Annotated in this window: 10 protein-coding genes; 7 read left to right on the top strand and 3 right to left on the bottom strand. The window is 42.3% G+C overall.

Going from position 1 to position 14,119, the window contains the following annotated elements; translation table 11 throughout:
* Positions 1 to 33: 33 nt before the first annotated feature.
* Positions 34 to 288: a helix-turn-helix transcriptional regulator gene (locus NG798_RS11935; protein WP_261222804.1), complete on the bottom strand. Its 255-nt coding sequence runs from the start codon at positions 286 to 288 to the stop codon at positions 34 to 36.
* Between the two features lie 354 nt (positions 289 to 642).
* Here NG798_RS11935 and typA point away from each other — a divergent pair, with 354 nt between their 5' ends.
* The 4 genes from typA (at position 643) to dcm (ending at position 6,365) form a co-directional block, all read left to right on the top strand.
* Positions 643 to 2,433, top strand: a complete 1,791-nt coding sequence (gene typA / locus NG798_RS11940; RefSeq protein ID WP_261222806.1) for a translational GTPase TypA — start codon at positions 643 to 645, stop codon at positions 2,431 to 2,433.
* A 157-nt stretch (positions 2,434 to 2,590) separates the two neighbouring features.
* Entirely contained in the window at positions 2,591 to 3,667 is a 1,077-nt protein-coding gene (locus NG798_RS11945) for a site-specific DNA-methyltransferase (RefSeq protein ID WP_261222808.1), read from the top strand.
* Between the two features lie 20 nt (positions 3,668 to 3,687).
* The gene (locus tag NG798_RS11950; protein WP_261222810.1) at positions 3,688 to 5,184 is read left to right on the top strand and encodes a restriction endonuclease; all 1,497 of its coding nucleotides are present in this window, start codon (positions 3,688 to 3,690) and stop codon (positions 5,182 to 5,184) included.
* 206 nt (positions 5,185 to 5,390) lie between these two features.
* Positions 5,391 to 6,365 (top strand): DNA (cytosine-5-)-methyltransferase, encoded by a 975-nt coding sequence (gene dcm, locus NG798_RS11955; protein WP_261222811.1) that lies wholly within the window; start codon positions 5,391 to 5,393, stop codon positions 6,363 to 6,365.
* Between the two features lie 91 nt (positions 6,366 to 6,456).
* Here the strand turns inward: dcm and NG798_RS11960 are convergent, their stop codons facing one another.
* Positions 6,457 to 7,671, bottom strand: coding sequence for a type IV pilus twitching motility protein PilT (locus tag NG798_RS11960; protein WP_261222814.1), 1,215 nt, complete (start codon positions 7,669 to 7,671; stop codon positions 6,457 to 6,459).
* A 353-nt stretch (positions 7,672 to 8,024) separates the two neighbouring features.
* On the opposite strand from NG798_RS11960, the gene NG798_RS11965 reads away from it, so the two are divergent.
* The 3 genes from NG798_RS11965 (at position 8,025) to NG798_RS11975 (ending at position 10,088) form a co-directional block, all read left to right on the top strand.
* A complete protein-coding gene (locus NG798_RS11965; RefSeq protein WP_261222817.1) occupies positions 8,025 to 9,203 on the top strand; it encodes a DUF58 domain-containing protein in 1,179 nt (392 codons plus the stop codon).
* A gap of 55 nt (positions 9,204 to 9,258) precedes the next feature.
* On the top strand, positions 9,259 to 9,621 hold the full coding sequence (locus NG798_RS11970; protein ID WP_261222819.1) for a ferredoxin-thioredoxin reductase catalytic domain-containing protein: 363 nt from the start codon (positions 9,259 to 9,261) through the stop codon (positions 9,619 to 9,621).
* An 86-nt stretch (positions 9,622 to 9,707) separates the two neighbouring features.
* Entirely contained in the window at positions 9,708 to 10,088 is a 381-nt protein-coding gene (locus NG798_RS11975; protein WP_261222820.1) for a DUF309 domain-containing protein, read from the top strand.
* 125 nt (positions 10,089 to 10,213) lie between these two features.
* Here the strand turns inward: NG798_RS11975 and NG798_RS11980 are convergent, their stop codons facing one another.
* Positions 10,214 to 13,798 carry a DUF4347 domain-containing protein gene (locus tag NG798_RS11980; protein WP_261222822.1) on the bottom strand — a complete coding sequence of 1,195 codons (3,585 nt, stop codon included), beginning with the start codon at positions 13,796 to 13,798 and terminating at the stop codon, positions 10,214 to 10,216.
* Between the last annotated feature and the right edge of the window lie 321 nt (positions 13,799 to 14,119).

Genomic DNA, 14,119 nt, shown 5'->3' on the forward strand with positions numbered 1-14,119 from the left:
TGTTGAGGCGTGCGGGCATCCCCAACAATTCTTTTAGCTATCGACGACTTCAAATAAATCCTCAATCATCACATCAAACGTCCGGGCCAGCTTAATCAGGGCCATCAAATCCGCCATTGCCATCCCCGGAGACACGGCATAAGTTTTAACCGTGCTGTAAGCCACCCCAGATCGATCCGCCACTTCCTTGAGCGTCCATCCCTCTCTGGCGGCCAATTCTCTGATCCGCAACTTTACTAATTTATCTCTTGACATAAAGCTGAGAGACCGGCTGATTTTAAATAACATAGAAGCGACCGCTCTGTGAGATAGCAAGCCAAGAGCGATCTCTGCTGATCAAAGGCCCATTCGGGGTTTGACAGAAATATGATAACAATTCTTCTTGGTGAAGGGACAATCGCCTTTCTGTTGGCTAGACTTCCAAAAAAAGCAAAGCAAAAAACTTTGGTGATTTTAAAGAGTAAATATACTCAAAAAAGTCTGGAAAACCTTTATTTTAACTAACAAGCTGCCGGTTACAACCTTTAAATTAAAAATTTCTTGACAAGGTAGAGCGTCTTAGTGGTTCAAAAATAATATACAATTATTAACATAAGTTCACTTAAACCGCTGCTCAAGAAAAGCAAGTCCAAGACGCAATATATGAGTCTTCCCATTCGTAACGTAGCCATCATCGCCCACGTCGATCACGGCAAAACCACTCTCGTAGACGCTCTCCTCAAACAATCCGGTATCTTCCGCGAAGGCGAAGACATTCCAGATTGCGTCATGGACTCGAACGCCATTGAACGGGAGCGCGGCATTACCATTTTGTCGAAAAACACCGCCGTTAAATACAAAGAAACTCTGATCAATATCGTGGATACTCCTGGCCACGCTGACTTCGGCGGTGAAGTTGAGCGGGTTTTGGGGATGGTTGATGGTTGTTTGTTAATTGTGGACGCCAACGAAGGCCCGATGCCGCAAACGCGCTTTGTGCTGAAAAAGGCTTTGGAAAAAGGCTTGCGTCCTATTGTGTTTGTTAATAAGATCGACCGGCCCCAAGCAGAACCATACAGCGCTATTGATAAGGTGTTGGATCTGTTCCTAGAATTGGGTGCGGATGAAGATCAGTGTGATTTCCCGTATTTGTTTGGTTCGGGTCTTGGCGGCTATGCCAAAAAAGATTTGGATGGCGAGTCTGTGGATATGCAGCCGCTATTTGAGGCGATTTTAGATCATGTTCCGCCGCCGGTGGGTGATGCGAGTAAGCCTCTGCAATTGCAGGTGACGACGCTGGATTATTCTGAGTATTTGGGTCGGATTGTAATTGGTCGGATTCATAATGGTACAATCCGCACCGGCCAGCAAGCGGCATTGGTAACAGAAGACGGTACGATTGTCAAGTCTAAAATCACAAAATTAATGGGCTTTGAGGGTTTGAAGCGCATTGATATTGAGGAAGCGACGGCGGGGTATATTGTGGCGGTGGCCGGTTTTGCCGGTGCGAATATCGGGGAAACGATTACTTGCCCGAATGAGCCGCAAGCTCTACCTTTGATTAAGGTGGATGAACCGACTTTGCAGATGACTTTCTCGGTGAATGATTCGCCTTTCTGTGGCCAAGAAGGTCAGTTTGTGACTTCTCGTCAGGTACGGGATCGTTTGATGCGGGAGTTGCAAACGAACGTTGCTTTGCGGGTGGAGGAAACGGACTCTCCTGATAAGTTCCTGGTTTCGGGACGGGGTGAGTTACACCTGGGTATTTTGATTGAGAATATGCGCCGTGAGGGGTATGAGTTCCAGGTTTCTCAGCCGCAGGTGATTTATCGTGAGGTAAGCGGGCACCCGTGCGAGCCGTTTGAGTGTCTGGTTTTGGATGTACCAGAGGCGGCGGTTGGCGGTTGTATTGAACGCCTTGGTCAGCGCAAGGGTGAAATGCAGGATATGCACGTTGGTGGAAATGGACGGACTCAAATTGAGTTTGTGATTCCGGCGCGTGGGTTGATTGGTTTCCGGGGTGAGTTTATGCGCTTGACTCGCGGTGAGGGGATTATGAATCATAGTTTCCTTGATTACCGGCCTTTGAGTGGTGAGATTTCGGCACGTCGAAATGGGGTGTTGATTTCTTTTGAGGAAGGTGTGGCGACGTATTATGCTTTGCAAAATGCTGAGGATCGGGGGGTGTTTTTCATTACTCCTGGGACGAAGGTTTATAAGGGTATGATTGTCGGGGAGAATAACCGGCCTCAAGATTTGGAACTTAATATCTGTAAGTCGAAGCAGTTGACTAACCACCGCGCTTCTGGTGGTGAGGAGTTGGTTCAGTTGCAGGCGCCGGTGGATATGAGTTTGGAACGTGCGCTTGAGTACATTGGCCCGGATGAGTTGGTGGAGGTTACTCCGAAGTCGATTCGTTTACGGAAGTTAAGTAAGAAGTTGGTTAAACGGTAGATAAATACGGTGGGCTGAAGCTTGCCGGTATTCAGAGATAGCCCGCCTAGGCGGGCTTTTTTTATAGGTAGGGTTTTTTTGGAGGGGGATTAAATGTTTATAAAATTGGATAAATTTAGATGTTAATATGGGTAAGGCTGTTCGTGCAAAAGAGCCCATGAATATTAATTTTGAACCTTACTATACGACGGATTTCGGTGCGGCTTATTTACGAGATAGCCTGGAATTATTAACTAAAGTTCCTGATGAAAGTGTTGATTTAATTTGTACTTCTCCGCCGTTTGCATTGCTACGAAAAAAAGAGTATGGAAATGTTGATGCGGATGAATATTTAGAATGGTTTACACCTTTTGCAAAGCAGTTTTACCGAATTCTTAAACCGCAGGGTTCCCTAGTAATTGATATTGGCGGAAGCTGGATTAAAGGCTATCCGGTGCGTTCTCTTTACCATTTTGAGTTGGTTGTTAATTTATGCAAGCCACAACATAAAGGGGGGTTGGGTTTTTATTTGGCGCAGGAGCTATATTGGTATAATCCTGCGAAATTACCGACACCCGCAGAATGGGTGACTGTGCGGCGGGAACGGGTTAAGGATGCTGTTAATACAGTATGGTGGCTGTCTAAAGATCCCCACCCTAAAGCCAATAATAGACGGGTTTTAAAGCCTTATAGTGAGGCAATGAATCAGCTTTTAAAGAATGGTTATTCGGCAAAGCTTCGTCCTTCGGGCCACAATATTTCTACGAAGTTTCAAAAGGATAGCGGAGGGGCTATTCCTCCTAATTTGATAGAGGGTCGGTTGGAGGAGGATAGAATAACAGAAATGGGTGCGCCGGTTTTGTTTTTTTCTGATGATGTGGAGATGAGTAGTTTTGTTCAACCTGTGAATGTTATTTCTGCTTCTAATACTTCTTCTAATGATTCCTATCAAAAAAGATGTAAACAAATGGGTATAAAACCTCATCCGGCCAGGTTTCCGGCGGCGTTACCAGAGTTTATTATTAATCTTTGTACGGAACCTGGGGATTTAGTGTTAGATCCCTTTGCGGGTTCTAATACGACTGGTTGGATGGCTGAGAAGTTAGAAAGAAAATGGCTGGCTTTTGAGATTAATAAAGATTACTTGGAGGGGTCTAAGTTTAGATTTGAAAAACCAGGGTCGGCTGCTGTTGAGTCGGTGCGGGAATTTCAGCAAGGTAATTTGTTTGATTTGCTGCACCCCGGTGAAAATTAACTGACCAATACAGGAAAAATATGGAAAATTCAAAACCCAAAAAGTTTACCTACGGCCATCAATTTGAGCCAACTAAGTTTGATTTGGGAGAAATTATAGAAATTTGCTTGGAGTGCGAACCAAAGCGAAATAGAGTAGAAGAAGTCATTTCTATGAGATACTTTTCTGAGCATTCGCAGCAAGGAAATAGTCAAGCAAAGGCTGCTTCTAATATCCAAAAGCTGGCAATGAATTGTTTTTTATCGTTGCGAGCCTACAAAATTGTCGAGGATACTGAGGTTAACCGGCAATATAAAGTCACTGAGCTTGCTAGAGAGATTTTAGCAGCTAAAGATAAGCAAGATTTAGTGTACAGGATATTTGCGCGTCATATCTTAACCAATTTAACAGGATTAAGCCTGCTCAAAGCAATAGAGGCTATCAATGCTAGAGGCGAAACGCCGAATTTAGAGATCATTGGGGAAGAATTAAATGCGATGGGTTTTTCTATCTCCCCAAATGCGGTTTATGTCAGTACGATGCGAAGTTGGCTTTCTTTAGCGAAAGTTTTTGAAAGAGAGTTTGAAGTTAACTGGGATGTTGTTAATGATATTCTCGGCATAGATAAAGATTATATAGATGAAATTTACAGCCTAACACCGGCTCAAAAACATTTTTTATTAAGCATGATCAATCTTTCGATCATAGAGTTTACGCCTTGGAATCAAATTGCTAAACATACGACCAGCGTCTATAAGGTGAGGTTAACTTCTAAGCTTTTTGTAAAGCAGATGATTGAGCCGCTTGTAAATTTAGGATTGATTGAAACGCAAAAATCAACGGAGGGGAGAGGAGCAAAGCCTAATTTGGTTAAGCTGAGTGAAAAAGCGCAAGTAGAGTTAGTTCAACCTTTACTGAAAACGATTGCTGATTTAGCACAAATTTCTGAGACAGAACTGAATCGCAGTTTTGATGATGTTCTTGGAGATATTGACAGTAAAGATAAGCATATTAAAGGCAAAGCTTTAGAACTTTTGGCAATTTGGATGATTCGTTTAACGACTTTAAGATTTACAAAATGGAGAAAACGCGATGCGGAAACAGGTCAAGGGGAGGTTGATGTTTTAGCTGCTTCGGATAGGTTTGTTTACAGTCGGTGGCAAATTCAGTGTAAAAATACTAAGAAAGTAGATGTGGATGCTTTGGCGAAAGAAATAGGCATGACTTTTGTTACCGGCGCCGATGTGGTGATGGTAGTAACAACGGGAGAATTTACGAGAGATGCTTACCAATATGCCTATCGTATGATGGAAGTGTCTCGATATTATATGATTTTACTGCAAAAGGATGACCTTGAGCAAATTAGGCAAGATAAAACAAGTATTATTAATATTTTGGATAAGAAGGCGAGAAGAGTATTTGCCAAGAAAGAACTATTGATGATTGATGAGGAGGTTGATGAGATTGAAGAAGAAGAGGATACTATTTCTGATTTGGCGCTTGATAGAGAGGATTTTGGGGAGATGTCTGAGAATTAAGAAACCGGGATTGCTGAATGACTGATGTAGCTTTTCTCAATGGAGTGAGATACTCAGTAAAATTATCATATTATTTTTTTAACCGCAGATGTTAGGCGTAGCCGTCACCGAAGTGCGTACGCAGATAAACGCAGATGGGTTATCGGTTTTACGGGAGGTTTTATGATATATTTTAAAAATGTTTTTTATGGAATTTGGGCGTTAAGATGCGGTTTATCGATCTGTTCGCCGGCATTGGTGGTTTTAGACTGGCGTTTGAAGAGGCGGGCTTTCAATGTGTTTTTTCTTGTGAAATTAACAAACATTGTCGAGAAGTTTATAGCAATAATTTTAATGAAATTCCTTTTGGCGATATTCAAGAGTTAAAACCGGAAGAAATAGCTGATTTTGATGTGTTGGTTGCCGGTTTTCCTTGTCAGCCTTTTAGTATTTGTGGCAAAAAGCGTGGTTTTGAAGACACGCGAGGTACTCTATTTTTTGAAATTTGTCGAATTATTGAAGTTAAACAGCCTAAAGTTATTGTTTTAGAAAATGTCAAACATTTGATTCATCACGATGGCGGCAATACTTTAAAAGTTATTTTAGAGAGTCTTAGAGATTTAGGCTACAACGTCAATTATAAAATTTTGAATGCTAAAAATTTTGGCCTTCCTCAACACCGGGAAAGAATTTTTATTATTGGGACGAAAGGCAAAGAATTTAGCTTTGATAACTTGAAACCTAAAGTTACACCCAAATTAAGAGATTTTATTGATAAAAGTGATGATTTTGAGTTTTTAGATAAATCAGAATACACTTTAATTGATAGTCCGCGCCGGCAAGATTCGGGTTTATTATTTGTGGGTTATAGAAATAAAGGAATTTGGAAAACCGGCATTAGACCAAATACAGAACATTTGTCAAGAGTTCACCGGCAACCTAACCGTATTTACTCTATTGATGGCACCCATCCCACTCTCCCCTCACAAGAAACATCTGGGAGATTTTTTATCTACATTCCTGAACAAGATCAGGTGCGAAAATTAAGTTTGAAAGAATGTTACCGGATTATGGGTTTTCCTGAAACCTTTAAAGTTCATTCAAATGTTAGCGAAAGTTATAAGCAAATTGGGAATTCTATTTGTGTGCCGGTGGCTAAGGCTATTGCTAAAGAAATCACAATAAATTTTGCGAAAACATAGAAATACCAAAATTATTTTAATAAAAAATACCGCATCTGCGTTCATCTGCGGTTGAAATTTAAACCGCAGATAAACGCAGCCTATAGCAGATTTAAGCCCAATCACGGGGAGATTTGGAAGAATCGTAACCGCCGGTTCTCATGCGGCGTTCCAGGTCGTTTGTATCGGGGGAAACTCCTAAAGCATCTTCGATAGTAATGCGACCATTGATGACTTGTTCATAAAGAGCAACGTTCATAATTTGCATTCCTTCAATGGTATCGGTTGCCATTAAGCGGAAAGCATCATCTTCATTACCTTTCATTAGGTAATCTTTCATGGCCGGTGTGTTAATTAAAATGTCGTGAACAGCGGTTCGTTTTCCGTCGGTTGTTGGTAATAATAATTGGGCGATCACCCCAACTAACGATTCCAAAATTTGCACCTTCATCGGTTCTTGTTCTTCGGGCGGATACATATTTAACAGCCGGTTGATGGTGCTAATAGCGCTGCGGGTGTGCAATGTTCCTAAGACTAAGTGACCGGTTTGTGCGGCTTGCAGTGCCGTTCCTATGGTGATCCGGTCGCGCATTTCTCCAATCAAAATAACGTCGGGATCTTCGCGCAAAACGGAGCGTAACGCTGTATAAAAATCATGCGTATGTAATCCTACTTCCCGCTGACTAATCAGACATTTTTGCGAGGCATGGACGTATTCGATGGGGTCTTCAATGGTGACAACGTGCTTGGTTTCGCTTTCGTTTAAGTAGCGCATCATTGCTGCCATTGTTGTTGATTTACCGGAACCTGTCGGGCCGGTGACGAGAATTAATCCTTGATGAGCCAAAATCATTTTTTTAAGGACTTGTGGCAGTTTTAACTCATCAATGGAGGGAATAGTTAAGCTGATTAATCGTAAGACAATGGCCCCGCCGTTAAGGCTATCAAAACAGTTGACCCTACATCTGACTAACCCCGGATAAAAAATTGCTGTATCCAGTTCTTTTGTTTCTGCAAAGGTTTTTCTTTGCCCTGGAGTTAGAAGTTCTGAAAGATACTGCTCAAAAAGTTCTTGCGTGGTTTTGGGGTGTTCTCCTGCTGGTAAGAGTTCGCCGCGAAGCCGAAATCTCGGAACATGACCCACGCGAATATGTATGTCAGAACATTTATGAGCATAGGCATCTTTTACCATTTGCTCAATTGTGGTAGCTGTTGCCGGTGGTTTGGCCGGCGTTCTCATTGGTGGTGGCGGTACTTTCGGTGGTGGTGCTGGTGGGGTGTTTTGTGGTGTTTGCGGACTTGGTGCAGCAGCGTTTACTGGGTTCATTTTTTTCTCTAAGAGGTGTTGGTAAATTGCCTGATTTATTTGAAAAAATCAATACTTTTTTGGCTTTTTTCGTGGGGAATTTCCCCGTCCTAGTTTGCGGTCAAACCTGGTTTAATTATAAAATAGGTTCGGTCTGGTTGCCAAACTATATATTTTTTTGCTGGCCAAAATTTTTTTCTTTTTCTTCACCGGCTGGGGGTTTCAGGCACTAACGGCTTTGAGTGTTTGTTACAATTTTTAATCAACAAAAGCCAAGCCCCTACCAATGACAGAACGGTAAAATTTTTGTGAGGATTTGTTTTTTTAATCTGAAAACGGTTTATCTTAGTAAAAATAACTAAAATGCTGTGTTTATGAATCTGGCTCACCTGTTGGCCGGCTGGCTGAAGAAAATCAACAATCGGCTGGAAACTCGCATCTGTGCCCCCGCCTATGCAGGGTGGATGTTAACTGCTTTGGCATTGTTTTATTTTGCTGCCGGCACAAACACGATGGCGGGATGGCTTTATGTTATCAGTGGCGTTAGTTTGGCGATTTTAGCAGTGGCGGCGACTTTGCCGGTGCGTTCGTTGCGATCTTTACAAGTGCGGCGGCATTCCGTAGAGCCGGTGAGTGCGGGAGATTGTCTGACAGTGGAGGTTGAAATTGAAAATATTTCCGATGAAACCAAAACTTTATTAGAAGTTGCAGACATTTTACCTGCGGTTTTAAGCCGGCCTACTAAAGCGGTTATCGAAAGCATTCCTCCCCAGAGTAAATATTTGTGGGTATATTACCCGGAAACGAAGCGGCGGGGTATCTATCGTTGGGAAGAAATACAATTGCGAACAGGTACGCCCTTGGGCTTATTTTGGTGCCGGCGTTCGCGTTTTGCGAAAGCGTGTGCGGTAGTTTATCCCACAGTTTTATCGTTAAATATTTGCCCAATTATTGATGAAATTGGCAGGCAACAAAGCGCTCAAATTCGCAGCGAACGCCGGTCACAAATGGCAACCGAAGGTATTACCCGCACCTTGCGACCTTATCGTTTTGGAGACCCCACTCGTTTGATACACTGGCGCAGTAGTGCGCGTTATGGAGAGTTGCGAGTCAGAGAGTTGGAATTGGCAACAGGAGGACAGGAAATTATTATTTGTTTAGATACGGCGGGAGTTTGGAAATTTGATGATTTTGAGCAAGCGGTAATTGCGGCGGCATCGTTATTTTTTTATGCCAGCCGGTCACAGTTGCAGGTTAAACTTTGGACAGCAACAACCGGCCTTGTACAATGTCACCAAACAGCTTTGCAAACTTTGGCAGCAACAACTTCTCAAGAAGAAAAAACTGGGGGAGAACCGCCGGAACAGCCGTTAATTTGGCTGACGCAAAACCGGCAAAGTCTTAATTCTTTACCAACAGGAAGCCGTTGGATTTTGTGGCCACAAGAAGATATCCAAAAAGAAGATAAAATGCCTGCCAATTACAATTTAAACGGCTTTGAAATTCAGCCAGAGCAACCGCTAGAATTACAATTGCAACAAACTTTGAAGTAATTTGTCATTTTTCTTGTAAAATTCAAAAAATAAGCTCCCATCCAGAGGCAGATTAATGAACTCAACCGAAACCGCAAGCACATTCAGCGATAAAACCCTAGAGGCGATGCGGCAATTTTCCCAAACCTATGCCCAGCGCACCGGCACTTATTTTTGTTCTGAACCTTCTGTTACTGCTGTTGTGATTGAAGGTTTGGCAAAAAATAAAGAAGAACTTGGCTCACCGTTGTGTCCGTGCCGGCATTATGAAGACAAGCAAGCCGAAGTTGCTGCTGCTTATTGGAATTGCCCTTGCGTTCCCATGCGTGAGCGCAAAGAGTGCCACTGTATGCTATTTTTAACACCTGATAACGATTTTGCCGGCCCCTCTCAAGAAATTTCTCTCGAAACGATTCAATCTGTCAGAAATAGTATGTAAAATTGGTCATTTGTCTAGGGCAGACACAGGGGTACTGCCCCTACATTTGTCCCTTGACGAATGACAAAGGACTTAGGAAAAATGACATGACGACAAATGAATTTTGGCAAGGAGTTGAGCAGTTTAATCAAAAAGATTTTTATGGCTGTCACGATACCTTAGAGGCGTTGTGGATAGAAGCAGAAGAAAGCGATAAAAAATTTTATCAAGGCGTTTTACAAATTGCTGTGGCGATTTATCATCTAGGTAATTCTAACTGGCGGGGGGCCGTGATTTTGTTGGGGGAAGGTATTAGCAAATTGCGGAACTATGAGCCGACATTTTTTGAAATCGACGTAGAAAAACTCATCGATGAAAGCGCAGAATTATTAAGAGAATTGCAGCAAGCTGGGCCCGAAAATGTGGGTGATTTTGTGGAAAAAATGAAAGCCGGAGAGTTGCTTATCCCCTATATTTACAGGTTTTAAAAAACCCAAATCTCACACCAACCCGCTAAACATCTGCCTACATCTGCGTTAATCAGCGTCCATCTGCGGTTAAAAATAAAAACCCAGTAACGCAGAAGTTACCGGGTTTTTAATGCCACAGATAATTATATCAAACTGAAGTCTTGCTGAGTCAGAGTGGTAACATCAACACCGGCAAGCGTTGCCAATAATTCCCCAGTACCGGCAACCCCAATTAAAGCAGTATTGCCACTTTGAGTAAAGCTTAATTGCCCAAAACTTAACCCACTTCCCAAAACCAGTAAATCTTCACCTTTTCTAAAATCCGTAATCAAATCACTGTCTTTTCCAGATACCAGCGAAAATCGATCTAAACCATCACCACCAGTCAGCGTATCATTGCCAATATCTCCTACTAGAAAATCATTGCCCAACTCTCCATTTAAAACATCATTATCTTTCCCGGCATAAACCGAATCATTGCCATCACTACCACGCAGAAAATCAATACCCATATTGCCATACAGCAGATCATCTCCCAGATCGCCATTAACAATATCATTGCCGATGTTACCTTTGAGAGTGTCATTATTTTTGCCACCATAAAGCGTATCATCTGCCGCACAACCATCAATTAAATCATTTTCCGTATTGCCAAAAATCAAATCATTGCCATCTCCCCCACAAATTGTATCTGCGCCAATATCTCCCAACAAAACATCATCGCCAAAATCGCCTTTTATCGAATCATTATCTTTGCCCCCAAAAACTGTATCATTGCCAATTCCAGCATCGATAAAATCATTCCCAGCATTGCCAAAAATTAAATCATTGCCATCGCCAGCTATCACCGTATCAATGCCAATATCTCCCATCAAAATATCATCACCGATATTTCCCAAAACGATATCATCGTCTTTGCCGGCAAAAATCGTATCATTGCCGACACCGCCATCTAAAAAATCAGTGCCGGTGTTGCCATAAAGCAGATCATTGTCATTTCCGCCATTAAAATTGTCATTTCCCCCCATTCCATATAAACTGTCATTTCCACCTAAGCCAATGTAACCTTCACTGATATCAATTCCTACAAAAATATCGTTAGTTTCTGTGCCGGTTAAACTTTGCTGTAGAGTATTATAATTGGCAGGAATAGGGCTAAAACTTGGAGTCGGCATTTCTTCACAAAGACAAGACGGATCTGTTGGTGTGGGTGCCGGTGTGGGTGTGGGTGTGGGTGTTGATGTTGGTGGTGGTGTTGGTGGTGGTGTTGGGGTTACATCCGTAACGTCACCGGCAATAGCAAAATTAAAGGGATTTTCATCACTATCATTTGTCGTAAAAGAAATTTCCCCATTAAAACTACCCACAGTTGCAGCATCTAATTGAACTTGTAAAATAGCTTCTTGTAAAGCAGCAATTGAAGCCGGTAAACTCCCCACCAAACTAAACCCTGCCGGCAATTGCAAATTACTTAAACTAAGCGCCGCATTGCCTAAATTTTTAATCGTAAAAGTTTTAGAAAGCGGTGTACCGGCAGAAGTGCTGCCAAAATTAAGCGCCGTTGTTGTGCCATCTGCAATATCAATTGTGGTTTCTAAAACTTGAATTTCTGGAGTTGCCGCCGGAAATTCATAGGCACCAATATCAGCTAAAACTGTGCCATTGTTATCACCATCTTGAGGACGACTGACACCATTAGCAGAAGTTGCCGGTGCGCCATTATTTGTGCCGGCATCAATAGCAGGACTTCCTAACCCTAACGCCATTGTGGGAACACCGCCACCATTATCTTGCAACGGCCCTAATAAGGGGTCAACTTGCAAAACAGTAGCCGTAATATTACCGTTATTAAAATTATCGGAAATTGCCGGCCATTGTATATTATTTCCCCCATCTGTAAAATAGGGTGCGGGGTTTGCTTGGAAACCTTGGAAATTACTCGCATTTTGCTTATTTCCAAACTGGTTATTAGCGGTGTTGTTGGCAACAATTGTATTTGTGAGGGTGATATTATTTCCCCCAACAATTCCCCCACCTTCACCACCGGCCTGATTATTAGCAATCGTTGTATTGCTAACAGTTACAGGGTTAGAACTGGCAATCAGTAACCCACCGCCCTGACCGCTCGTACCGCTTGCAGAAACCGCTTTATTGCCAAAAAAGGTAGTATTAGTAATGGTGCCCGGCGATAGTTCACCAACCCATAAACCCCCACCTTGACTTTCGGCTATATTATTAGCAAAAGTTGTATTTGTAATCGTATATTGTCCGTTTCCAATTCGCAAACCAGCCCCTAAAGAATCTCCATTTGAGGCGGCGACTACTTGATTATTTTGAATCAGCGTTTTTTCGACTACAATATTATCTGGCGGATAGACATATAAAAACATGGCTCCGCCTTGTCCCCTGCCTTTGTTCCCATCAAAAACGCTATTTCTAACCGTAATTGTTCCGCCGATGCTATCATTCCTTAAAGCACTGGCTCCATCCGTATAAATAGCGCCGCCATAACCATTTGTATTTGTGCCAGTTCCAGTTGTAGTGTCGTTATTAATAAACCTCGAACCATCAACCGTCAGCACTCCTAAAAGAGTGTTAATTGCTCCGCCATTAATGCCTTTGTTGTTGCTAAAAGTAGAGCCGGTAACGGTGAGGCTGCCTTCGCTTTTCGTAGCAATTGCACCGCCGCCGCGTTCTTGGTTGCCGGCGCTGCCATCATTGCCATCAAAGCTACTATTAATAACTGTGGTTTGGCCTCTAAAACCGGCGAATATTCCCCCACCTCCGTAGCTGGCAAAATTATTATTAATTTGGCTATTTTCTACCGTTAAAATTGTGTTAGAAGCCGTTTTAATTCCACCACCGGCCCCGCTTTCATCACCGGCTGTTACCCTACCATTGCTGATAATTAAATTACGCAACGTAACGGTTGATGGTTGAAAGCTGGGATTAGCTATAATTTCAAATACCCGAAAAGCATTATTGCCGCTGATTTGAATTCCGGGTGCCCCGCTACCATCTATTATCAAATTTTTATTAACGGTTAATTGTTGCGATGTCAAAGTAATCGTTTGACCGGCAAGATTAGAAGCAAATTGTATAGTATCTCCCGCTTGTGCATCGGCAATTGCTTGGCGCAAAGAACCGGCACCGCTGTCGCCAGTATTGCTAACAGTAATTATCGCCAAAATTCCTGTATAGGAAGCGAGAGTTTCCGGTTTAAATGCTGTTTTGGTTGTTAAAATACCAGTTCTAAAATCTAAATTCCAATTTCTGCCTTTTTTGCAATTGCCAATTAACTGCGTAGATGCTGCAATAACAGCGCCCGTGTATTCACTGAGTTGGCGGACAAAACCGCTACCTTTACCTTTTGCCACCTCACAACTGTAAAGCAAAATTTCCGCATTTTTACTTAAAATATCTTGCCACTTTTTAAATTGATAATCATAGGCAGGGAGATTCTGCGAATTTAAAACACCAGAACCAAGTTGCAATTCACCGGCACTACCATGAGTAACAATTTGAACAGAATTAATACTGCCATAAAGGCCGACATATTTTTCAAGCGCAGCGCTAATTTGCTCGATACCGTCTTGGTTTGAGTGTAGGGCAATTGCTGTAAAACCCGGTTGGATGCCGGTGGCCAAGGTTTGCCAATTTTCTACGGAACTATCAATAAAAACCAGCCCACAATCAGAATGTGAAGATAAAATTTTGGCAAGCGTCATTTTTAATACTCCCAAGTCATCTATTAACAAATACGCAGATAAACGAGAAAGTCAGGAATCTTTTTATAGTCCTGAGTACATTTTTCCTTACTTAGGTAGTTATAAATTAATTCTGCTTCTCCGCAAAAATACGGAAGCGGCGCTTAAACGCTGCATTAATGGTATTATCTGTCTAAATTAATAAAAGTTAAAAATGGCAATATCTCACCCGGCAGTAGGCCGAGTTTCTCTGTTAATTCACCGCTGCTAAGACAATTTCACTCACCGGCACGTTTGAAACATCTTCCAAGCTAGGATATCTCTATATTCTCTTTTTAACTT

Origin of the sequence: Ancylothrix sp. D3o, from assembly GCF_025370775.1 — a bacterium.
Taxonomy (GTDB): Bacteria; Cyanobacteriota; Cyanobacteriia; order Cyanobacteriales; family Oscillatoriaceae; genus Ancylothrix.